Origin of the sequence: Halorubrum lacusprofundi ATCC 49239, from assembly GCF_000022205.1 — an archaeon.
Classification (GTDB): Archaea; Halobacteriota; Halobacteria; order Halobacteriales; family Haloferacaceae; genus Halorubrum; species Halorubrum lacusprofundi.
Map to the genome: position 1 here is coordinate 1,538,399 of NC_012029.1, position 21,877 is coordinate 1,560,275.

Annotated in this window: 15 protein-coding genes, 1 tRNA gene and 1 rRNA gene; 10 read left to right on the forward strand and 7 right to left on the reverse strand. The window is 64.5% G+C overall.

The features are described 5' to 3' along the window. Positions 1-9: 9 nt before the first annotated feature. Together HLAC_RS07540 and HLAC_RS07545 are read right to left on the reverse strand one after the other, a co-directional pair. Positions 10-81: transfer RNA gene (locus HLAC_RS07540), tRNA-Ala, on the reverse strand. 158 nt (positions 82-239) lie between these two features. Then, a 16S ribosomal RNA gene (locus tag HLAC_RS07545) occupies positions 240-1,709 on the reverse strand. A gap of 727 nt (positions 1,710-2,436) precedes the next feature. Here HLAC_RS07545 and HLAC_RS07550 point away from each other — a divergent pair. Beyond that, entirely contained in the window at positions 2,437-2,997 is a 561-nt protein-coding gene (locus tag HLAC_RS07550; RefSeq protein ID WP_015910251.1) for a TATA-box-binding protein, read from the forward strand. A gap of 132 nt (positions 2,998-3,129) precedes the next feature. On the opposite strand, the gene HLAC_RS07555 is transcribed toward HLAC_RS07550, so the two are convergent. The 3 genes from HLAC_RS07555 to HLAC_RS07565 form a co-directional block, all read right to left on the reverse strand. Further along, the gene (locus HLAC_RS07555; protein ID WP_015910252.1) at positions 3,130-4,332 is read right to left on the reverse strand and encodes a Cdc6/Cdc18 family protein; all 1,203 of its coding nucleotides are present in this window, start codon (positions 4,330-4,332) and stop codon (positions 3,130-3,132) included. 845 nt (positions 4,333-5,177) lie between these two features. Then, entirely contained in the window at positions 5,178-7,430 is a 2,253-nt protein-coding gene (locus HLAC_RS07560) for an NADP-dependent malic enzyme (protein WP_015910253.1), read from the reverse strand. Between the two features lie 139 nt (positions 7,431-7,569). Next, on the reverse strand, positions 7,570-8,667 hold the full coding sequence (locus HLAC_RS07565) for a DUF7544 domain-containing protein (RefSeq protein ID WP_015910254.1): 1,098 nt from the start codon (positions 8,665-8,667) through the stop codon (positions 7,570-7,572). A 157-nt stretch (positions 8,668-8,824) separates the two neighbouring features. Here HLAC_RS07565 and HLAC_RS07570 point away from each other — a divergent pair, with 157 nt between their 5' ends. Next, complete coding sequence (locus tag HLAC_RS07570; RefSeq protein ID WP_015910255.1) at positions 8,825-9,643, forward strand: DUF7117 family protein; 819 nt, start codon at positions 8,825-8,827, stop codon at positions 9,641-9,643. A gap of 68 nt (positions 9,644-9,711) precedes the next feature. Beyond that, the gene (locus tag HLAC_RS07575; RefSeq protein ID WP_015910256.1) at positions 9,712-9,939 is read left to right on the forward strand and encodes a DUF7385 family protein; all 228 of its coding nucleotides are present in this window, start codon (positions 9,712-9,714) and stop codon (positions 9,937-9,939) included. 38 nt (positions 9,940-9,977) lie between these two features. On the opposite strand, the gene HLAC_RS07580 is transcribed toward HLAC_RS07575, so the two are convergent. Continuing rightward, positions 9,978-11,642 carry an MATE family efflux transporter gene (locus tag HLAC_RS07580; protein ID WP_015910257.1) on the reverse strand — a complete coding sequence of 555 codons (1,665 nt, stop codon included), beginning with the start codon at positions 11,640-11,642 and terminating at the stop codon, positions 9,978-9,980. 86 nt (positions 11,643-11,728) lie between these two features. Then, positions 11,729-12,847 carry a mechanosensitive ion channel family protein gene (locus HLAC_RS07585; protein WP_015910258.1) on the reverse strand — a complete coding sequence of 373 codons (1,119 nt, stop codon included), beginning with the start codon at positions 12,845-12,847 and terminating at the stop codon, positions 11,729-11,731. 157 nt (positions 12,848-13,004) lie between these two features. Here HLAC_RS07585 and HLAC_RS07590 point away from each other — a divergent pair, with 157 nt between their 5' ends. From HLAC_RS07590 to HLAC_RS07620, 7 genes are all read left to right on the forward strand, one after another. Further along, positions 13,005-13,745: a proteasome assembly chaperone family protein gene (locus HLAC_RS07590; RefSeq protein WP_015910259.1), complete on the forward strand. Its 741-nt coding sequence runs from the start codon at positions 13,005-13,007 to the stop codon at positions 13,743-13,745. A 73-nt stretch (positions 13,746-13,818) separates the two neighbouring features. Continuing rightward, the gene (gene trmB / locus HLAC_RS07595; RefSeq protein WP_015910260.1) at positions 13,819-14,871 is read left to right on the forward strand and encodes an HTH-type sugar sensing transcriptional regulator TrmB; all 1,053 of its coding nucleotides are present in this window, start codon (positions 13,819-13,821) and stop codon (positions 14,869-14,871) included. 68 nt (positions 14,872-14,939) lie between these two features. Next, on the forward strand, positions 14,940-15,908 hold the full coding sequence (locus HLAC_RS07600; protein ID WP_015910261.1) for an aldo/keto reductase: 969 nt from the start codon (positions 14,940-14,942) through the stop codon (positions 15,906-15,908). A gap of 141 nt (positions 15,909-16,049) precedes the next feature. Continuing rightward, positions 16,050-16,772 carry a hypothetical protein gene (locus HLAC_RS07605; protein WP_015910262.1) on the forward strand — a complete coding sequence of 241 codons (723 nt, stop codon included), beginning with the start codon at positions 16,050-16,052 and terminating at the stop codon, positions 16,770-16,772. 121 nt (positions 16,773-16,893) lie between these two features. Further along, positions 16,894-18,870: a DEAD/DEAH box helicase gene (locus tag HLAC_RS07610; protein WP_015910263.1), complete on the forward strand. Its 1,977-nt coding sequence runs from the start codon at positions 16,894-16,896 to the stop codon at positions 18,868-18,870. A 78-nt stretch (positions 18,871-18,948) separates the two neighbouring features. Beyond that, on the forward strand, positions 18,949-20,697 hold the full coding sequence (locus HLAC_RS07615) for a thiamine pyrophosphate-binding protein (RefSeq protein ID WP_015910264.1): 1,749 nt from the start codon (positions 18,949-18,951) through the stop codon (positions 20,695-20,697). Between the two features lie 86 nt (positions 20,698-20,783). Next, the gene (locus HLAC_RS07620; RefSeq protein ID WP_015910265.1) at positions 20,784-21,854 is read left to right on the forward strand and encodes a Gfo/Idh/MocA family protein; all 1,071 of its coding nucleotides are present in this window, start codon (positions 20,784-20,786) and stop codon (positions 21,852-21,854) included. Positions 21,855-21,877 lie beyond the last annotated feature (23 nt).

Consider the following 21,877-nt stretch of genomic DNA (forward strand, 5'->3'; position numbering starts at 1 on the left):
AGGCTGACATGGACTCACTGGGATTCGAACCCAGGGCATCCTCCTTGCAAAGGAGGCACTCTACCGCTGAGCTATGAGCCCACCTTCCCACGCGGGAAGGATGTATCTCCGTTTGTGTGAACCGTGGTAGTTCGTCGGTGTCCAGGCCGGCGGATAGTCGGACACAGACCATGCATGAATAGTGACCGTCTGGTGACGGTCGAAAGGTGAGCTCGCCCAGAAGGCGAGTCTCGGGTCGGTGGAGGTGATCCAGCCGCAGATTCCCCTACGGCTACCTTGTTACGACTTAAGCCCCCTTGCGAAGCCCAGATTCGACTCGTGTAACGAGCCTCATCCGGACCTCACTCGGGTGCTTTGACGGGCGGTGTGTGCAAGGAGCAGGGACGTATTCACCGCGCGCTTATGACACGCGATTACTACCGAATCCAGCTTCATGTGGGCGAGTTGCAGCCCACAATCCGAACTACGATCGAGTTTCTGAGATTACCGTCTCCTTTCGGAGTTGGAACCCTTTGTCTCGACCATTGTAGCCCGCGTGTTGCCCAGCGCATTCGGGGCATACTGACCTACCGTTGCCCGTTCCTTCCTCCGTGTTGGCCACGGCGGTCTCCCTACTGTCCCCAGCCACTTCGCAGTGCTGCTGGCAAGTAAGGATGCGGGTCTCGCTCGTTGCCTGACTTAACAGGACGCCTCACGGTACGAGCTGACGGCGGCCATGCACCTCCTCTCTGAAACTCGGATAAGGTCATCAACCTGATCGTCATTATTACAGTCGACGCTGGTGAGATGTCCGGCGTTGAGTCCAATTAAACCGCAGGCTCCTCCGGTTGTAGTGCTCCCCCGCCAATTCCTTTAAGTTTCATCCTTGCGGACGTACTTCCCAGGCGGTCTGTTTAGCGGCTTCCCTACGGCACAGCACCCACTCGTAGTGGGAGCCACACCTAACAGACATTGTTTACGGCCAGGACTACCCGGGTATCTAATCCGGTTCGAGACCCTGGCTTTCGTCCCTCACTGTCGGATCCGTCCTCGCGACGTGCTTTCGCCATCGGTGGTCCGTCCAGGATTACAGGATTTCACTCCTACCCCGGACGTACCCGTCGCGCCTTCCGGTCCCAAGCCACGCAGTTTCTACCGGACGCCCACCCGTTGAGCGGGTGGATTTTCCGATAGACTTGCGCGGCCAGCTACGGACGCTTTAGGCCCAATAAGATCGGCCATCACTCGGGCTGCCGGTATTACCGCGGCGGCTGGCACCGGTCTTGCCCAGCCCTTATTCGTACACCTCCCTACGGTGTACAAAAGCGTAGGCTCTATGCCTACGCACTTGGGATTCCCTTATCGCACTGGCGTGCAGTGTAAAGGTTTCGCGCCTGCTGCGCCCCGTAGGGCCCGGAATATTGTCTCAGATTCCGTCTCCAGGTTCTCACTCTCATGACCCGTACCGATTATTGGCACGGTGGGCCGTTACCCCACCGTCTACCTAATCGGCCGCAGCCACATCCTTCGGCGCCGGAGCTTTTGGCACAATCCTCATTCCAGGTGGATTGTGGTATGCACTATTAACCTCAGTTTCCCGAGGGTATCGTGCTCCGAAGGGTAGTTTGGCCACGTGTTACTGAGCTATTCGCCACGAGTCTGAACTCGTGCGACTAGCATGGCTAAATCGAATCCCAATAGCAATGGCCTCCGGCAGGATCAACCGGAATGTATAACCTCCGAGCCTGATTCCCGGCTCAGAGGGGTGTTGGCGGGTTTTGACTTGCGATAAGTCAAAACACCATTGCATGGTCTATGTGGTGTCCAGTTCACCCAGCGACCTGGATGACACCGAACTACCACGGCTCACATCAGATTTCCTCTTACGCCGGAGCGCAGGGGGCGAAATCCTCATTCGGGTGAGTCGAGTAAATCGACTCTGCGAAACCGGGACGAATTGAACGTCCCGAGTCCGCGGTGCGTTCTTCGCGTTTTAACCGAACGGACTTATACACTTAAGCACGTCGGAACGCTTCGACCGACCGCAGAGCGGTCGGCCGTTGTCCCCCACGACGAGGGACCTTCGCATTCAACACGAATGCCGGGTTGTACTTAACCCCGTCGAACTATCGTCTCCACGTCATGCGTTTTCATTGAGATCAGTTCGCACGAGGAGGCCGAATTTTCGACACACGAAACAGATAGAAGACCCCCCGGACGGTTTGACCGCCGATCCGAAAACCTCGAGAATTATCAAAATACTATCATAGTCTTCGGCAGGATCGCCGCGCGTATCAAACCGAGACCGTGGTCGGTTCACCGGCCCTATCTGTAGGTGATACTTCTCGATTGTCGGTTGGGTGTGCGTTTGCAGAGAGACACTGCGCGGCCAACGATCGAGAGGTCGTTTATACCACGGGCGTTTATAAGGGAGGGGGACACATATAAAAGCGAACGATGACGAACCCTGCAGATTCGATCGAGATCCAGAACGTAGTTGCATCGACGGGGATCGGCCAAGAGCTCGATTTGGAGGCGCTCGCCGAGGACCTTCCGGGCGCTGATTTCAACCCCGACAACTTCCCGGGGCTCGTCTACCGGACCCAGGAACCGAAGGCGGCCGCGCTCATTTTCCGGTCAGGGAAGATCGTCTGCACGGGTGCGAAAAGCATCGATGACGTTCACGAGGCGCTCGGGATCATCTTCGAGAAACTCCGCGGACTGCAGATTCCCGTCGAAGAGGACCCGGAAATCACCGTTCAGAACATCGTCTCGAGCGCCGACCTCGGGCACAACCTTAACCTCAACGCGCTCGCGATCGGGCTTGGACTCGAAGACGTCGAGTACGAGCCGGAGCAGTTCCCGGGTCTCGTGTACCGGATGGACGAACCGGAAGTCGTGATTCTCCTGTTTGGGAGTGGGAAGATCGTCATCACCGGTGGGAAGCGGACCGACGACGCGGAAGAAGCCGTAGAGGAGATCGTCGAACGGATCGAAGGGCTCGGCCTACTAGGATAGCGAAGCACGATCGGATCGCGATCGAATTGTGGTTGAACGAAGGGCAAAGGGTGAAGGGCGACGGACCACAGGCGGTTGAACCGGCGATCGGGCCGAATCGATTCGATACAGTTGCGAGTGCTTTTCAACCAGTTACTGGGAGGCGTCTTCTGTCAGTACTTCTTTGACAACGCTCGGGTCCTCCAACAGCTGGTGTTTTGTGTAGCTCCCTTCCGCGCTTCCCCCGCTGTGTTTCGACTGTTCGATAATGTCGAGGAAAGCGTGCTCCTTGAGAAGGTCACGGACTCGACGGAGAGAGAGGCTGTCAGAGCCCTCCTGTCGGCAGATGTTTTCGTATATTTCGTACACGCGGCTGGTTCGGAACCCATCCTGACGACCGCTCGAAAGCGAGAGCAGCGCGAGCGCCTGAAGGACGTATCGAGAGTGCGGCGTCGAGCCGCGGATGAGTTCACGGAATCGGTCGGTCTCCGCGCGCTCGCGTGCCTGTGTAACGAACTTCTCTTTAACCGTCGGTTCGCCGTTACTCTGTGCGATCTCACCTGCGTACCGAAGGATGTCAATGGCCTTGCGCGCGTCACCGTGTTCGCGCGCGGCGAGCGCGGCAGCGCGCGGGATCGTCGACGGTTCGAGGACATCGTCGTGAAACGCGTCCGCGCGCGCCTGCATAATTTCACGGAGTTGGTTGGCATCGTACGGAGGGAACACAAACTCGCGCTCACAGAGACTCGATTTGACTCGTTCGTCCATGCGGTCCTTGTACTGGATCTTGTTGCTGATACCCACGACTCCAAGCTTGCAGTCGGTGATCTTGCCGGCCTCGCCGGCTCGCGAAAGCTGCATCAAGATCGCGTCGTCGTCGAGTTTGTCGATCTCGTCGAGGATAATGAGGACAACGTCGTAGCGCTGATCGAGGATCCGCCAGAGCCGCTTGTAATACGTCGAGGTGGAGAGACCCTTATCCGGGACGTTGATCCCGGTGGCGTCCGGATCGTTCACCGCGTCGGCGATTGTCTGAACGGCCTGTGTCTCGGTCGTGTCCTGTGCGCAGTCGACGTACGCGAACGTCGCGTTGACGCCTTCCTCGCCCGCGGTTGAAACGAGGCGCTTTGAGACGTACTTTGCGCAGAGCGACTTCCCGGTTCCCGTCTTTCCGTAGATCAGAACGTTACTCGGGCTCTGACCGAAAATCGCCGGATTGACCGCCGTCGCAAGGTCGGCGATCTCGTCGTCGCGGCCGACGATCCGACCCTCTCCGGGGAGATGGCTGATCTCGAGGAGTTCCTTGTTCGCGAAGATCGGGTCCTCCCTAGTGAAGAGGTCGTCCGCTGCGTCCATAGGATCGACACCGGGTTTCCGGTGAAATGCGTTCCGCTTCGACCGTGACGAAACGGCGTTTGAGACACACACCGTGTTTCCGGTGAAATAGGGCGAATGGGGTGGGGAGGGAGGATCGATGGGAAAATATAAAACGGGCCGGGGAAGACTCGACAGCCAAATTCACCGGAAACCCGGTGTCACTGCTCCAAATCGACCACCAATAAAACGGATGGCGCAGAGAGAACAAATCGGGGGGTACAAACACCACAGTATCAGGAGACGCGTATACGATAGAGCACAAGACGCCAATTAGCGCATAATACACGAGAAAGTGGAGAAATACAAAGGAGTGTAGAGAACGAAGAATACAGATACGAGATACGAACCCGAAACGGGAGACCGAATTTCCGGTGAAAGACTAGCCTTCGGCTCCTAATTATCTTATTTCTTGGCTTGACGGACTATACTCAAAACCTGTTTATAATTCTTTCTATGATATAACAGAGATTGAGGCGACGAGTCCGATATCTAAAATCGGAATCTACCACCACAGCCCACCACAGCCCGCCACCACTAGACGCCCACCATCCACTAACCCCATTTCACCGGAAACATGGTGTGTCTCTCAAACAGATAACTCTCGAACAAGTCACCAACGGTCATTCACAACTGTCGCCTACAACCGTCAACAGGCAGCTGTCGACAAACAGGCAGCTGTCGACAGATAACCGCACGAGATGCAAAAAATCGATCGACGAGCCGCGAGGTACCGTGAGTCTGTTTACCCCACCTACCCCACCTACCCCACCTACCCCACCTACCCCACCTACCCTATCCTACCTACCCTAGCCTACCCTACCTGGCTACTCCTGTGCATCAACGACAGCAACGCTGGCCAAGTTGACGATATCTTTTACCTCATCGCCTCGCTGAAGCACGTGGACGGGCTCGTCCATTCCGACCAGCATCGGACCAATGGCCTCTGCGCCACCGAGCCGCTGGAGCAGCTTGTAGCCGATGTTCCCAGCTTCGAGATTCGGGAACACGAGCACGTTCGCGGCCTCGTCGAGCTCTGAGAACTCGTAGGTGTCGTTGAGGATGTCGTCGACGACTGCGGTGTCGGCCTGCATCTCACCGTCGACGGGGAAGTCGACATCCGCGTCATTGTGAAGGATATCGACGGCTTCGCGCGGTTTTCGAGTTCCCACGTTGTCGACGCTGCCGAAGTTGGAGTACGAGAGCATCGCCGCGCGCGGCTCGACGTTAAATCGGCGGGCGAGTTCGGCCGTGTGGCGAGTAACCTCCGCGAGCGTCTCCGCGTCGGGATCCTGATTCACCGTCGTGTCGGCACAGAAAATGACCCGATTCTTGAACGTGAGCATGTAGACACCGGCGACGGTGTCGGTGTCAGCCGCGGAGCCAACGACCTGTAACGGCGGTCGGAGCGCCGACGGGTAGTGGTGGGTGAGTCCCGTGAGCATCGCGTCGACGTCTCCCGACTTCACCATGACGCTCCCGAGGTAGTTCGTGTCTCTCCGGACCAGTTCGTTCGCCTCCCGGCTGGTGATACCCTTCCGTTTGCGAAGTTGGTAAAGCTGATCGCCGTACGCCGACACATCACGGTTTTCCGGGTCGACTATCTCCGGTTGGAACGAGAGCCCGAGTCGATCGGCGGTCCGGGCGATCTCATCGGCGTCTCCGAGCAGGACCGGCTCGGCGATCCCCTGCTCGGAGAGCTGGTAGGCCGCGCGGATCATCTTCTCGTCCGTCCCCTCCGCGAGCGCGATGCGCTTCGGGTCGCTTTTCGCCTTGTTCAACACGACCCGCATCATCTCGCGGGACTTTCCGAGGCGTGCCTCCAGCCGCTCTCGGTACTGTTCGAGATCGATCTCGGTCCGTGCCGACTCAGAATCCATCGCCGCCTTCGCGACGCTCGGAGCGACCTCGAAGAGCACGCGCGGGTCGAGGGGCTTCGGGATTACGTAGTCCGCCCCGAACTGGAGCGGATCGTCGCCGTACGCTTTCACGACAGCGTCCGGTACGTCCTTGCGAGCCAGCTCCGCGAGCGCCTCCGCGGCGGCCCGCTTCATCTCCTCGTTAATCTCCGTCGCGCGCACGTCGAGCGCCCCGCGGAACAGGAACGGGAACCCGAGCACGTTGTTCACCATGTTCGGGTAGTCGGACCGGCCCGTCGCCATGATCACCGTGTCGTCGCGGGCGTCTTTCGCGTCCTCGTAGGTGATCTCCGGATCGGGGTTCGCCATCGCGAAGATGATCGGATCCGACGCCATCGATCGGACCATCTCCTGCGAGACGATTCCGCCGACGGAGAGCCCGACAAACACGTCTGCGTCCTCCATCGCGTCGGCGAGGTCACCCCCCTCCACGTCGCTGGCGAACTGACTCTTGTACTCGTTGACCCCACCGTTCTCGACGCGTTCCTCGGTGATGATGCCGGAGGAGTCGCACATCGTGATGTTCTCCTTCTTTGCACCGAGGGAGACGTAGAACCGGGCCGACGCGATCGCGGACGCGCCCGCACCCGAGAACACGATGTCGATCTCGGAGAGGTCCTTCCCGGAGATCTCCGTCGCGTTCATCAGCGCCGCGCCGGAGATAATTGCGGTCCCGTGCTGGTCGTCGTGGAACACGGGTACGTCCATCTCCTCGCGGAGTCGCTCCTCGATCTTGAAGCACTCGGGCGCCTTGATGTCCTCGAGGTTTACGCCGCCGAAGGTCGGTTCCATCGCCTTCACCGCCTCACAGAACGGGTCGACCTCCTCGATATCGAGCTCGATGTCGAACACGTCGATGTCGGCGAAGCGCTTGAACAGCACACCCTTCCCCTCCATGACGGGCTTCGACGCCGACGCGCCGATGTCGCCGAGACCGAGGACGGCAGACCCGTTCGAGACGACCGCGACGAGGTTTCCCTTCGCCGTGTACTCGAACACCGATTCTGGCTCTGCGGCGATGTCGCGACACGGCGCCGCGACCCCGGGTGAATACGCGAGCGAGAGGTCTCGCTGGGTGTTCGTCGGCTTCGTGGTCTCGATCGCGATCTTCCCCGGCGGCTCCCGTCGGTGATACTCTCTCGCGTCGTCGTCTAGTCCCATGTCTCCTCCAATTCGGTAACGGAGTAAAAAGGTATGTGAACCCGTCGAATACTGATTCGACATTCAACGATCCTAGGTAACTCCCGAGGATTCTTTCGGCGGCCGGATCTGTCGCGGCCGGATGAAATCGGAGCGAGAATCAATCGCGGTCGGTGAATTTCGGATGGATATCCGGATGCAGCAGCGCTAATCCCGAATCAATCCCGCCGAGCGTGGCGACTTCGTACGAAATCAGGTACGACCTGGTAACGAGGCTGATGGGGAGCGTCACCGCCAGCAGCGTTACCACGGCGACGAGCACGACCAACACAACCGTCACAGTTCCGGCGGTCGTGCTCACTAACGCGCCGAGACCACCGAGGAGAACGGCCGCAAGTAGAAGTGCGATCCCGGCGATCCCGGCGACGGCCGAGCCGGCGATCACGAACGCGATCCCCTCGACGATCGCGGTTCCGAGACGGACGAAGAAGTGAACCGCGAGGTAGACGAGTACCTGCGGCCACTCTCCGCTCACCGCGTCCCAGGTCCGGCGCCAGCCAGCGAGCACGCCGATATCCTCGACGATCATCGCCGGGACAACGAACTCGTAGGTGAGCCGGAGCGCGAGCGTCGCGAACAGGACGACCGCGCTCCCGAGGAGCCCTACGACGATTGCGGGGCCGAGCGAAAGCGATCCGACCGCCGCCGCCAACGAGTCGATCGGTTCCCATCCGAGCGGCGCCTCTGCCGCGACGCCGACGAGCGCGGCCAACGCGATCGGTCCGACGGCGATCGACCAGAGGGCCGCGGAGGCGACGAACAGCCCGGCCGCCTGCCGGAGGTGACCGAGGAACGGCCGCCACAGCCGGACCTCGTTCGTCCGGAGCGCGTCGTAAAAGACCAGCCGAAGCGACAGCGAGACCACCGAGAACGCGACCGCGGCGACGACGGTCGCGATCGCGACGGCGACGATCAGCCGATCGGCCGGCATACCGGGGACGAGGTCCGAAACGACGGCGTCGACGGCCTCAGACGGAGTCATCGCTCCCGTATCAGATTCCCAGACCTCAGAGACCCCCGCGAATCCCGCAATTCGGGCGTCGGGAGCGGCGGGAATCGACACGCCGGCGTTCGCGCTTCCGCCCATCAGGAGGACGAGGAAAGCGAGCTTTGCCCAGCGAACCAGGCTAAACGGGAACAGGAATCGACGAGTGGCCTCGACGGCGTCGTCTACCGCGTCGACGGCGTGCCAACTCATAGCTCCCGATTCACCGCGAACCCATATATACTGTGTCAAGGTGATCGATCGGCCTACGGATCGTTCTCCCGATCGTTTTACCGATCGTTCTCCCCGACCAGATCTTCTATCCGGCACGACCCACAGCCCTTTACGCCGAACGCGACGAAGGGCTCGCATGAAGGTCCGCGGCGAACGGGAGTGCCGAGAGTGCGGCGTGCGCTGGTCGTACTATAAGACGGGATCCGTCGAGTGTCCCGACTGTGGATCGCTCAGAAGTGTCGGCGTCGACGACAGGACCGCTCACACCGACGCACCGGCGACTCTCGACCTCAGCGCGCACCGCGCCCGGTTCGGCGACGCACGCGGAACGCTTCCCGAGGAGGGCGTCGACGACCTCAAGGACGACCTCCGCGAGTACGCCCGCAGGCGAGGGTTCATCCGCGGCGGCGAACTGCTTCCGCTTGACGACACATACCTCGCCGCCCGCGAGCTGCTGGAGGCGGTCGATCTGTACGACCGGCTGCGCGACCCCACTGATCGCGACCGAGAGTACCTCCTCGCGCTGCTCGCCGGCGCCGACGACGGCGACCGTCCCGCGACCAAGGCGGTCCCCGACTCCCTCCGCGAGGCGCGCGGGATGGCGGCGGTCCGAGCGGTCGACGAGTACCGGACCGATCTCCTCGCGTTCCTCGACGAGCTTGCTGGGGTCGATACGGTCGAGGCGGTCGGCGAGAGCGAAACCGCGTCCGTCTCCGTCACCGGTGACGATCTACTCGCCCGGATCGACCCCGCTCGGGCGCTCCTCGAACGCCTTCGCGATCGGACAAAACGCGTCGAAGCGCTCACGGGTGACGTCCCCCCGCACGATGCCGATGCCCTCGTCGACGCCGCGAACTCTCTCGGCGAGTACGTTAGAACCGGCGACAAGACCGCGCTTAACCGCGCTCGCGATCGTCTCTCAGATACCTCAGATACTGAGACTAACCATCACTGACATCTCGTCGGAATCACCGCTGATACTCGCGGAGTCACGTTCAACTGCCGGCCCGCAAATCTCGATGCATGCCCTGTTTCGACGTGCACGACCACCGCCACGCGCTGAAACAGCTCAAGGATACGGGTGCGACGAGTCTTTGGGAGAACCGAAAGGACGTGGCCTGTCCGGTGTGTGACGCCCCGTTCGACCGGCTGTTCACCACTCGAGAGACGGGAACCACGTTCCCAGAGAATGACGGCGCGCGCCTCTGTCTCCTCCGTGACGAGGGCGCAGTTCACCTGTTCCGTCACTGATTCTCCTGTCGATTCGTCCTCCGGGTTCCAATCCAGATTCAGTCGTCGACCGCGGGATCCACGCCCGGTGCCGGATCGTCGATATATCGTTCCGTCCACGTCCCGCGCGCGAACCACGCAACGGCGACGGTCGCGCCCAAGATGTTCCCGAGTGCCATCCCCACCCAGATCCCCGTCTCGCCCCAGCCAGCGACGAAGACGAGGTAGGCCACGCTGGCGACTCGTCCGACCCAGAGTGTAAGAATCGAGATCATCATCGCGGTCTTGGTGTTGCCGGCCCCGCGGAACGCCCCGAGGATCACCTGCGAGACCCCGATGAAGGCGAACTCGACGGACCGAATCTGCACGTACTCGACCGCGGACGCGATGGTCGCGGGCGCGTCGGGCACGTCGCCAAGGAAGACGCCGACGATCGGCTCCGTGAACGTCACAGCGACGATCGCGACGAGGAACATCACTCCGGCTCCGGTCGACGCCGCGAGCTTGACCGAGCGCGCAGCGCGGTCTGCCCGGTTCGCACCGAGGTTCTGTCCCACCATCGTGTCGATCGCGCGTCCGAGCCCCATCGCGGGGAGGAAGACGAGCGAGATGAGCCGGTTTCCGAGGCCGTAGGCAGCTACTACCGGGGGTGAGAACGTGACCACCATCGCCGTGAGGGTGATCATCGCGAGCGCGCTGGTCGTCTGCTCGACGCTGGAGGGAAGCCCCAGCCGGAAGATGTCCTCAATGAACCCGCGATCCGGGCGGAGATGGCTCAGGGAGACAGCCGGCCCGAGCCCCGTGGCGAACAGCAGCCAGAGGCCGATCGCGGTGGCGACCCCCCGAGAGAATATCGTCGCCATTGCGGCACCCTCAATTCCGAATCCGGTGAACCCGGTGGCCGCGAACAGGGCCTCCTGAAGGCCGACGGGATCGAGCGCCGCGACGAGCGGCACCGCCGCCAGCCAGCCGAACAAGGGGTTCGCCGAAAACCCGAAGATGAGGAACGGGTCGAGCAGCACGTTCAGGAACACCGAGACGACCATCACCGCCATCGGCGTTCGAGTGTCACCGTACCCGCGCATCAGCGCGGAGAAGACGAAGAACCCGAACATCAGCGGGATGCCGGCGAAGATGACCTCCATGTAATCGGCCGCGAGCGGGATCACCGTCGCCGCCGTATCGGGGTCGCTCGGCAGGATCTCGAGCGCCGGGCGCGTGTAGAAGTATCCGCCGACCCCGATGAGTACCGAGAGTACGGCGACACTGAAGATAGTCTGGCCGGCGACGAGCCCCGCGGACCCGTCCCCGTCGGCGCCGGTGTACTGCGCGACGAGGATCGCGCCCGCGGTCGTGAAGCCACCGGCAACCGCGATGAGCAGGAAGATCAGGGGGAATGCGAGGCTGATCGCGCCGACCGCCTCGGCCGACAGTCGCCCGAGGTACAGCGTGTCGACGACGTTGTACATCACCTGTAACAGTTGGATGACGACGATCGGCCACGCGAGATGGAACAGCGGTCGGATCAGGCTGCCCTCGGTGATCGACTTGTCCGACACTCGGTCGTCGGAAGCGTCTCCGGCGACGCCACTGTTCGTCTCGTCGATCGGTCCGCTGTCATTGTCGCCACCGCCGTCACCGGCATCATCGTCGGCGGAACCGGGGCCGGTACCGCCGAATTCCGAAGGCGACTCCGGCGGGTCCTCGGAGGGCTCGTCGCTCACTGATTTATAAGCGGGCGCCTCGGTCCATCAGGCTTCCGGTTCCTTGGAAGCGCGCGCCACGGGGTGACACGCCCGAAGCGCCCGAGTCACCGATTATCGCCCGACTCGTCTCCGCCGCTAAGGTCGGTCTGGGCAGCGGCGTCCGCTCCCGTCGATGGCTCACTGTCGGTCAGTGTTGCTTCCGCGGCTCCGTCCGGAGATCCATTTCCGCCACGGCCCTCCGAGCCGGGCTTGTCGCCGGCGCGCTCGCCTGCCGGACGACCCGATTCTGGGCCGCCCACACGCGCGATCCCGGAGGTGTCGTCGAAGACGAGGTGTCGGTGCGGATACGCCATCTCAACGTCGGCGTCCGTGACCCGCTCACGGATTCGGGTGTTCACGTCAGACTGCACCTTCGCGAGCTTGTACGGCTTCTTCACCCAGTACCGGAGGCGAAGGAGCACGCCATCGTCCCCGAACTCGTGGAGCCGGCAGTCCGGGCTGGCGACGTAGCGCGCGACCCCGACCCGGATGTCGGGCCCGCCGTCGATCACCGCGTCGCAGTCGCGGGCCGCCCGCTCGATGAGCCGTCGGGCCTCGGAGACGTCGCTCTCGTAGGTGACGAGCACCTCGATCGTCCGCCGGGTCCGCTCGTCCTCGGCGGAGTAGTTGGTCACGTCGCGCTCGCGCATCGTCCCGTTCGGCACGACGAGGAAGGTATTGTCGAGCGTGAATATCTTCGTGTACCGGATCGTGATGTCCTCGACGAACCCGGTTGTCCCGTTCTCTAACTCGATCATGTCGCCGATTTCGAACGGCTGGTCCGCGAGGATGAACACGCCGTTGATGAAGTTCCCGACGAGCGGCGCGAGGATGATCCCGATCACGGCGGAGAAGACGGCGGTCCCCACGAGGAGGTCGGTAAAGCGGAACCCGATCGCCCAGAGACCGACGAGCAGCGAGAGCGTGATCGTCCCGACGCGGACCCCCCTGACGATCGTCTGCGCGACGCTTTGTCTCGACACCCGCCGGGCGACGGGTCGGCCGATGAGCCGCACGAGGAACTTCGAGACGAGGACGCCGACCGCGACCGACAAGCCCACGAGCAGCACTCCCCCGAGGGCGGAGCCCGCGATCCCCCCGAGTACGTCTGCGAAACGCGTGAGCCGCCCCCCGATCGAGACGAGGGCCTCGGGCCGTGCCATAGCCAACCCGCTGTCCCCCATCCGAAAAAACGTTTCTCCCGGCGTCCGAGAGCGCGGTGTTCGCCGGCGATCGACGCCGCGGTGTCCGGGACCGAGAGTCGAACGTTTGGCAAAGCGTTTCGGCAGGAAAGACGCATGTTGGGGTAACCACTAACACACATCCCAGCGAAGTGAGAGTATGTCGGAACATCCACGCGATCGTCCGTCGTTCAGTGTCACACACGATCCCACCCCGAGTGACACGCTCGTCGCCGGGTTCTCGTCGTTCGGGCTCGCCGGACTGACCGCCGTCGACTACCTCGTCAGGAACCTCGATCTCGAACAGACGGGATTCGTCCGAGCCGAAGGACTCCCATCGATCACGCCCTTCATGAAGGGACAACCGCGGCACCCGATCCGGCTGTACTCCGCGGACGACCTCGACATCACCGTGCTCGTGGCTGAGCAGTTCGTCCCGCCCGTCCTCGGCGAGCTGCTCGCGGCGGCGATCCTCGACTGGACGGAGTCGGCGGAGGTCTCGGAGATCGCGGTGCTCTCTGGGGTTCCGATCCCGCACGGACCGGACGCCCACCGCACCTTCTACGTCGCGACGGACGACTACCGCGAGCGACGCCTCGATGACGAGCAAGTCCCGCCGATGGAGTCGGGGTTCCTCGACGGGACGAACGCGTCGCTGCTCGAACAGGGGATCGACTCTCCGCTTGGCGTCGGCGTATTCATCACGCCGGTTCACGCACAGGCACCGGACGCCGACGCCGCGGTGCGGCTCGTAGATACGATCGACGAGACGTACGATCTAGGCGTCGATTCGGAGCCGCTGGCGTCGTTTGCGGCCGACGTCCGCCGACACTACGAGGACCTCGCCGAGCGAATCGAAGAGCGCGAGCCAGACGGGACCTACGATCGGATGTACATGTAGGATCCGGCTCCGAAAACGCGTGCAACTCGACTCATAGTAAAAACCTATATCGGAGGACCGTCTCGTCACGGTCATGACCGACGACCTCCGCGGCACGCTCGATCGCGTCGGGGACCGCTTCAACCTCGGCGAGTACGAGATCGATGCGTACCTCGCCGTGCTGGAACACGGTGAGTTGACGGCGAGCGACATCGCCGACCGAACCGATATCCCGCAGCCGCGCGTGTACGACACCGTTCGGAGTCTTTCGGACCGAGGGCTCGTCGAGCTCCGCGAATCGCGGCCGATGAAGATCGTCGCCGTCGATCCGGACGACGCGTTCGGTGACCTCCAGTCGTCGTTCACGGAGATGGTCGACGAGCTGGAAGCCCGCTACACCGCACCTACCCGCGAGACTGAGGCGGTGTCGCTGGTGAAATCGCGGTCGACGATCCTCCGGTACCTCGAAGAAGTCATCGCGGGCGCCGAGTACGAGCTGGCGCTCTCGCTCACGCCGGGCCTGCTCCGCCGCTTCCGAGACGAACTCGCGGCGAAGGTCCAAGCGGGTGTCAGCGTCGAACTCCTCGTCACGCCGGCGTCTCGGGCGCCGAACCCGGATGAGTTCGATTACCTGGAGGTCTCGACCATCGCCCGCGCGCGCCGGGGGATCACCACGCCGATCCTCGCCGTCGGCGACGGCGAGTACTCGGTGTACGCCACGCAGGACGCGCTCCGCGACGACCGCGAGCGGTACGGCGTCATCTTCAACCGCTCCGCGCTCGGGTTCCTCGTCTCCGGCTTCTTCGGCACCGTGTTGTGGACGACCGCCGAGACGCTCGCCGCCGACGGGGACGCCCGACCGTTCCCGCGCCGCTACGCCTCGATCCGTCGCGCAGTCAAGGACATTCGCGAGTTCGAGGGCGAGACGTTCTACGCGACTGTCGAGGGGCGCGACATCGAGACGGGCGACTCGGTGACGGTGCAGGGGCGCGTCGTCGACCTCGCGTTCGAGGACACCGAAGAGGTGGCGTCGCTGACCGTCGAGACCGCGACCGGTCGGATCGCCATCGGCGGCCGCGTCGCCGCCCTCGAAGACGTCGAGGGCCAGGAGATAGTCATCGGCCGCGACGAACCCCCAGCGCTATAAGCAAATGGCACCGTCGAGGTGGACCGCCGGCGCTGTGATTTTTTAAGTCCCGAGGCTCCCCGACCCGTATGGAGTACACGACGCTGGGCGATACGGGCGCGACCGTCAGCCGACTCGCCCTCGGCTGTATGAGCTTCGGGAGCGAACACGAGTGGATGCTCGACGAGGAGGAGGGCCGGGAGCTGATCGAGCGCGCGATCGATCTGGGTATCACGTTCTTCGACACCGCGAACGTCTACTCGAACGGCGAGAGCGAGGCGATCCTCGGCGACGTGCTCGCCGAGTACGACCGCGACCGGTTCACCGTCGCCACCAAGGTGTACGGCGAGATGGACGAGTCGAACCCGAACTCGGGCGGGCTCTCGCGGAAGGCGATCGAACAGGAGCTGGAGAACAGCCTCGATCGGCTCGGGATGGACACGGTCGACCTGTATCAGATCCACCGGTGGGACTACGACACGCCGATCGAGGAGACGCTGTCCGCGCTCGACGACGCCGTGCGGCGCGGGAAGGTACGGTACCTCGGCGCCTCCTCGATGTGGGCCCACCAGTTCGCCGAGGCGCTGCACACGAGCGACCGGGAGGGATACGAGCGGTTCGTCACCATGCAGAACCTCTACAACCTCGCGTACCGCGAGGAAGAGCGCGAGATGGTTCCCCTCTGTCAGCGGGAGGGAATCGGGATGCTCCCGTGGAGCCCGCTCGGCGCGGGGTACCTCACGCGCCCCTACGAGCAGGACGACGCGACGACCCGCGGGGAACACGAGACGGCGCTCGGGCGTCCGTACCGCGAGGGCGGCGGCGAGGAGATCAACCGCCGGATCGAAGAGTTGGCCGACGAGAAGGACGTGAAGATGGCCCAGATCGCGCTCCGCTGGGTGGCCGGCAAGGAAGTCGTCGACGCGCCTATCGTCGGCACCTCCAGCGTCGAGCACCTCGAAGACGCCGTCGAGGCGCTCGACGTCGATCTCTCGGACTCGGACGTGGAGTGGCTGGAGGAGCCGTACGAGGCGGTCCGCGTCTCCGGTCACGAGTGAGACCCTAGAGAGCCCGGTCACGAGTGAGGAAACGGAGAGTTTCGGCCGCGAGAAACGCTTATAACGCTAGTCACGGGACCGCCTGACCGCACCCCTGTGTCGCCGTAACACACTTAAGAGACCGCTCTGTACCAACACCTAGTGGCATCCCGACAGGGCGGGCCGGGGGACACGGAGTCATCTCGCCCCGGATCGACGGAGCGTCGGACCGCATCCACGACTGCGCCGGCAGAGTCTCGTCAACGGTCCGCGACGAGATCGGACTCTCTCCCGCACGGGACCGACCCCGACGCCCCCCGAAGCCGGTCTCCGACAGCAGGGAAACGCTCCTCGACCCGCCGAACGGCCGAGGATCCCCCTGTCCGCGATCCCGGGCTTTACGCCCTCACCGATCACTTCCGCGAGCGGTTGGAACAGCCCGGACGATACGTCTCGACCCGGACCGTCAGCAACGCGATCCGTCACGGACAGCTCCGCTGGAACCGGACAGACGGCTGGCGCTTCGCCCTCGTCGACGGCGGGATCCGGTTCGTCGTCGTGGTGAGCGACACCGAGACGAACTCCCCGGTTGTCGTCACCGGCTGGACCGAGGTGGCCAACCGCGAGGCGGCCCTCGAAGCCCCCCGCTGGGACCCCGTCGACGTCGACACCATCGCCGTGCGAACGGCGCTAAGCGAATCTGCCTCGACGCCGATCCCCGACCGGATCCGTCCCCGTACCGTGACGCGCCCCTTCGTCGTCGGCGACCACCGACTCGAAACGGAGCCCGGTGAGCCGTTCGTCCGCTGTACGGCCTGTGGTTGCCGGTTCCGGTCGAAGGACGCGATCACTGGCCGCGACTGTCACGGTCGCTCCGGTCAATAGCCGAGGTCGTTCCGGTCTGCACCACCCGGTCGCGGACGCTATCCATTTCCCCCTCGCGGACGCTATCCATTTCCCCCTCGCGGACGCTATCCATTTCCCCCTCGCGACCGAACCAGAGGTAATGACCGACGACTCCGGCGATCCCGCCGCCGGCGATGCTTCCGATTCTGACACCGGCGACGCCCCCGATTCCGCTGCTGGCAACGACTCCAGAGCGGACCCCGATTCTCAGGATAACGACGCCGCCGAAGAGCTCTCGCTCGACCGCTTCCACGAGGCGTTAGAGGCCGAGGAACGACCCGTCGCGACCGCGAGCGAGGTCGCGAGACGGCTCGGTACCACGCAGGCGGCCGCGCGCGACGCCCTCGCTGCGCTCGTCGACCGCGGCGACGTGGACCGGCTTGACGTCGAGAGCGATCCCATCGTCTTCTACCCGACCGACTGGGGCCGGCTGGCGACCCGCGAGCGCGTCGTCGCGTTTCCGAGCCGCCGAGAGATCGTGGTCGACCGCCCGACGCAGTTCACCCGGGCGCGGCTCTCGCAGTTCGCGCACCTCGTCGACACCACCGGCACCGAGCCCGGCACGCGCGGGTACCTTTATCGGATCCGCCAGGAGGACGTGTGGGCCGCGCCGTTCGAGGACGCCGACGGCCTGATCGCGAGCCTCCGCTCGGTGCTTCCTCGCCGGTTCGACCACCTCGAAGACTGGATCCGCGACCAGTGGCGCCGGGCGCACCGCTTCCGGTTATATACCCACGAGGACGGCTACGTCGTCCTGCAGGCCGCCTCCGAGAGCCTGATGGGCAACGTCGCGGACCAGCACCTCGACGACGATCACCTCCGGGCACCCATCTCCGAGACGGAGGCGTGGGTCAACGAGGACGCCGTCGCCGCGGTGAAACGCGCCCTCTACGACGCCGGCTACCCGGTCGAGGACGACCGCGACCTCGACGTGGGCGACCCGGTCGATATCGACCTGACAACCGATCTCCGGTCGTATCAGGAGACGTGGGTCGAGACCTTCCTCGACGCGCGCTCCGGAGTGTACGTCGGCCCGCCGGGGTCCGGCAAGACCGTCGCCGCCATCGCGACCATCGCGGCGATCGGCGGCGAGACGCTGATTCTCGTCCCCTCCCGCGAACTCGCCGGCCAGTGGCGCGAGGAACTGCTCGAACACTCCACGGTCGACCCGGCCGACATCGGACTGTACCACGGCGGCCAAAAGGAGATCCGACCGGTCACGATCGCGACCTACCAGATCGCCGGGATGGACCGCCACAGGGCCTTGTTCGACTCCCGGAAGTGGGGGTTGATCTGCTTCGACGAGGCTCATCATATCACCGCCCCCATATTTTCACGGTCTGCAGAGCTGCAAGCAAAACACCGCCTTGGCCTCTCGGCCACGCCGGTCCGTGAGACCGGCAGCGAAGAGGAGATATACACCCTGATCGGTCGGCCGATCGGTGCCGACTGGGACGAGCTGTTCGAGGCCGGCTTCGTTCAGGAGCCGGAGGTCGAGATTCGGTACGTCCCGTGGCGCGACGAGATGGCCCGCAACGAGTACGCCAGCGCCGACGGGCGGGAGCGACGACGCCTCGCCGCAGAGAACCCCGCGAAGATCGAGGAGATCCGGTACCTGCTCGCCGCTCACCGCGACAAGAAGGCGCTCGTGTTCATCGAATACCTCGATCAGGGCGAGGCGATCGCCGATGCGCTCGGCGTCCCGTTTATAAGCGGCGAGACGCCCCACCACGAGCGGGCGGAGCTGTTCCGGCGATTCCGCGAGGAGGGCACGGAGGGCGGAGAACGCGAGGGAATCGGTGCAGACGGAGACGACGTCGACACCCTCGTCGTCTCCCGTGTCGGTGACGAGGGAATCGATCTCCCGAACGCCGAACTCGCGATCGTCGCCAGCGGGCTCGGCGGCTCGCGCCGGCAGGGCTCTCAACGGGCGGGCCGCACCATGCGACCGACCGGCTCCGCGCTCGTGTACGTCCTCGCGACCCGCGGATCGAGCGAGGAGGAGTTCGCCCAGCGACAGATGCGCCACCTCGCGCGCAAGGGGATCCGGGTTCGGGAGACGAACGTCGCGGAGTGACATCCTCCCCGGCGTGAACGCCGGAACCGCCGCTCCAAGCGTCGAAGGTTTCAACACCCGGTCCGTCGACCTCGCGGTATGGACACGGACGAGTCCCAGAGCGGTACGGATCCGAGCGCGGTCGACGCTCCGACCGTCGCCGAGGCGGTCGTCGACTGCATGCTCGACCGCGGGATCGACGTCGCCTTCGGGATCCCCGGCAAGCAGACGCTCCCGCTGAATCGGGCGCTCGGCGAGCGCGACGCCCGGTTTGTCGTCGCGCGCCACGAGACGGCCGTGACTCATCAGGCGTGGGGATACGCTGAGACGAGCGATCCCGGAGCGATGGCGGCGTCGATCGTCGTCCCCGGCCCCGGCGATATGAACGCGATGAACGGGCTGAAAAACGCCCTGAACGACTGCGTCCCTCTCCTCCACCTCGCGGTCGAGACCGAACGAGAGGTCCGCGGCGGCGACGGGATCCACGAGACGCCGCCCGAGACGTACGACACGGTCGTCAAGGAGAACGTCCTCGTCGACTCGCCGGCCGGTGCGGTCCCCGCCGTCGCCGAGGCGATCCGGGTCGCCCGCGAGCACCCGCAGGGACCCGTCCGCGTCGGGATCCCAAAAGATGTACTCGCGAGCCGGACGCCCCAGCCGGCGATCGGGGACCGAGAGCCGGCCGCGCCGCCGGACCCGCCCGCGGACGCGGTCGATCGCGCGGCCGACCTCCTCGCTGGAGCCGGTTCGCCGGTGATTCTCGCGGGCGGCGGCGTCCGGCGCGCGGGCGCGAGCGACTCGCTCCGCGCGATCGCCGAGCGCCTCGACGCCCCGGTCGTCACGACTTATAAAGGAAAGGGGACGCTTCCCGAGACGCACCCCCTCTCCGCGGGCGTGCTCTGTGGCGGATCGAGCACGGAGCTCCGCGATCTCCTCGCCGACGCGGACCGCGGGCTCGTCGTCGGCTCCGACCTCGACGCGGTCGCGACCGCCTCCTGGTCGGTGTCGCTGCCTGATTCCCTGATTCACGTCACGCTCGACGGCGACGATATCGGCTTCGGCTACGAGGCAGATCTCGGGATCGTCGCGGACGCTGACCGATTCCTGCAGGCGCTCGGGGACCGGCTGGGAGACGAGGAGGAGGAGATGTTGGCCAGTGAGCCGGCGGGCTCGGCTTCGCATCCTGAGTCGCCCGGCGCCGCCCGTGCCGACGCGGTCCGGTCCGCAGACCGAGAGCGATTCGCCGCGCTCGCTGACGAGCGCAGCGCCAACGATCCCCTCCGTTCCGTCGAGGTCCTCCGCGAGGTCCGCGAAGCGCTCCCAGCAGAGGCGGTCGTCACCGCGGACGCCGGCGGGTTCCGGCTGTGGACGCTCGTCTCGTTCCCCGCGGCTGGCCCCTCGCGGTACGTGAATCCGGGATCGTGGGCGACGATGGGGACCGGGCTCCCGTCGGCGATCGGCGCCAAACTCGCGAACCCCGACCGCGACGTGGTCGCCCTCACCGGTGACGGCGGCCTCATGATGTGCGTTCACGAGTTGCACACGCTGGCCGCGGAGGGGATCGACGTGACCGTCGTCGCGTTCACCAACGACGACTACGCGATTATCAGCGAGGAGGCGTCGCGGTCGTACGACCTCCCGGCGGGCGCGTACGGCTGGGCGGAGACCGCGATCGACCTCGTCGCCGTCGCATCCGGGATGGGCGTCCGCGCCGAGCGGGTGACCGATCGAGACGCGGTCGGCGAGGCCCTCACATCGGCGCTGGCCCACGACGGACCGGCTCTGATCGAGGTCGCCACCGATCCGGACGAGCCACAGGCGAGCGAGTGGATGACGCGGGAACGCTGAGTCCGATCTCGCCTCTGTTCACCGACTCGGTTCCTCGCTGCCGATCGGAGCGTGAACCTTAACAACATTCGTTGTGAATTCGGCCCATGACTCACGCGAACGACGTGGCCGTCGGTATCGTCGGTCTCGGCGGGATCGGTCACCACCACGCCGCGAAGCTTGTCGACCGCGGCGCGACCCTCGTCGGCGGGATGGACATCGACGCCGACGCGCGCCGACGGTTCCACGAGGAGTTCGACGTTCACGCCTACGAGGACGAGTCGGACCTCTACGAGGACTGCGACGCCGTCCTGATCACGACGCCGAACCGATTCCACGAGCAGTACGCGGTCTCGGCCCTCGAAGCCGGCCTCGACGTGCTCTTGGAGAAGCCGCTGGCGCACACCGTCGAAAGCGCGGAGCGCATCGCCGAGGCCGCCCGCGACGCTGAGGGGTTCTGCATGATCGGGTTCAACAACCGCTTCGCGGAGCCGGTGCAGGTTCTTAAAGGGTATCAGGAAGAGGGCCGGTTCGGCGAGACGACCCACGTCGAGGCCAACTACGTCCGGCGACGCGGCGTCCCCGGTCGCGGGTCGTGGTTCACGTCTGAGGCCGTCGCCGGCGGCGGCGCGCTCATCGACATCGGCGTCCACGCGATCGATCTCGCGCTCTACTTCCTCGATCACCCCGAGGTCGTCGAGGTGTCCGGCGAGACGCGCTCGGAGTTCGGCGGCCGCGACGACTACACGTTCGTCCACATGTGGGGCGACGACGACGGGCCCGAGGGGTTCGACGTCGAGGACTCCGCGTCGGCATTCATCCGCGGCGCTGACGGCAACACCGTCTCGCTGGAGGTCGCGTGGGCGACGAACCGCCCGACGAACGACGAGTTCGTGATCCGCGGCACGGAGGCGGGCGCGACGTTCGACCGCGGGAGCGACGAGCTCACCCTCCACGAGTCGACCGCCTTCGACGACGACCACCACCACTTCTCGGACGCCGAGATCGAGACGCGCGAGAGCGACAGTCACGCCGCCGAGCAGGTGGCGTTCCTCGACGCGGTCGCCGCGGGCGAGGCGCCCGACATCAACACGATCGACGAGGCGCTGTCGGTCCAGCGCGTCATCGACGCGATCTACCGGTCCTCGGAGCGCGGGGAGGCCGTCCGGCTGGACTGATCGATTCGCGGCGACCGCGATTC

Excerpts from the sequence above, each read along its gene's own strand:
- HLAC_RS07575 (WP_015910256.1), top strand. The coding sequence starts at position 9,712 with ATGCCCTGTTTCGACGTGCACGACCACCGCCACGCGCTGAAACAGCTC.
- trmB (WP_015910260.1), top strand. The coding sequence starts at position 13,819 with ATGACCGACGACCTCCGCGGCACGCTCGATCGCGTCGGGGACCGCTTC.
- HLAC_RS07565 (WP_015910254.1), bottom strand. The coding sequence starts at position 8,667 with ATGAGTTGGCACGCCGTCGACGCGGTAGACGACGCCGTCGAGGCCACT.
- HLAC_RS07610 (WP_015910263.1), top strand. The coding sequence starts at position 16,894 with ATGACCGACGACTCCGGCGATCCCGCCGCCGGCGATGCTTCCGATTCT.
- HLAC_RS07615 (WP_015910264.1), top strand. The coding sequence starts at position 18,949 with ATGGACACGGACGAGTCCCAGAGCGGTACGGATCCGAGCGCGGTCGAC.
- HLAC_RS07585 (WP_015910258.1), bottom strand. The coding sequence starts at position 12,847 with ATGGGGGACAGCGGGTTGGCTATGGCACGGCCCGAGGCCCTCGTCTCG.
- HLAC_RS07555 (WP_015910252.1), bottom strand. The coding sequence starts at position 4,332 with ATGGACGCAGCGGACGACCTCTTCACTAGGGAGGACCCGATCTTCGCG.
- HLAC_RS07570 (WP_015910255.1), top strand. The coding sequence starts at position 8,825 with ATGAAGGTCCGCGGCGAACGGGAGTGCCGAGAGTGCGGCGTGCGCTGG.
- HLAC_RS07600 (WP_015910261.1), top strand. The coding sequence starts at position 14,940 with ATGGAGTACACGACGCTGGGCGATACGGGCGCGACCGTCAGCCGACTC.
- HLAC_RS07560 (WP_015910253.1), bottom strand. The coding sequence starts at position 7,430 with ATGGGACTAGACGACGACGCGAGAGAGTATCACCGACGGGAGCCGCCG.
- HLAC_RS07620 (WP_015910265.1), top strand. The coding sequence starts at position 20,784 with ATGACTCACGCGAACGACGTGGCCGTCGGTATCGTCGGTCTCGGCGGG.
- HLAC_RS07550 (WP_015910251.1), top strand. The coding sequence starts at position 2,437 with ATGACGAACCCTGCAGATTCGATCGAGATCCAGAACGTAGTTGCATCG.
- HLAC_RS07590 (WP_015910259.1), top strand. The coding sequence starts at position 13,005 with ATGTCGGAACATCCACGCGATCGTCCGTCGTTCAGTGTCACACACGAT.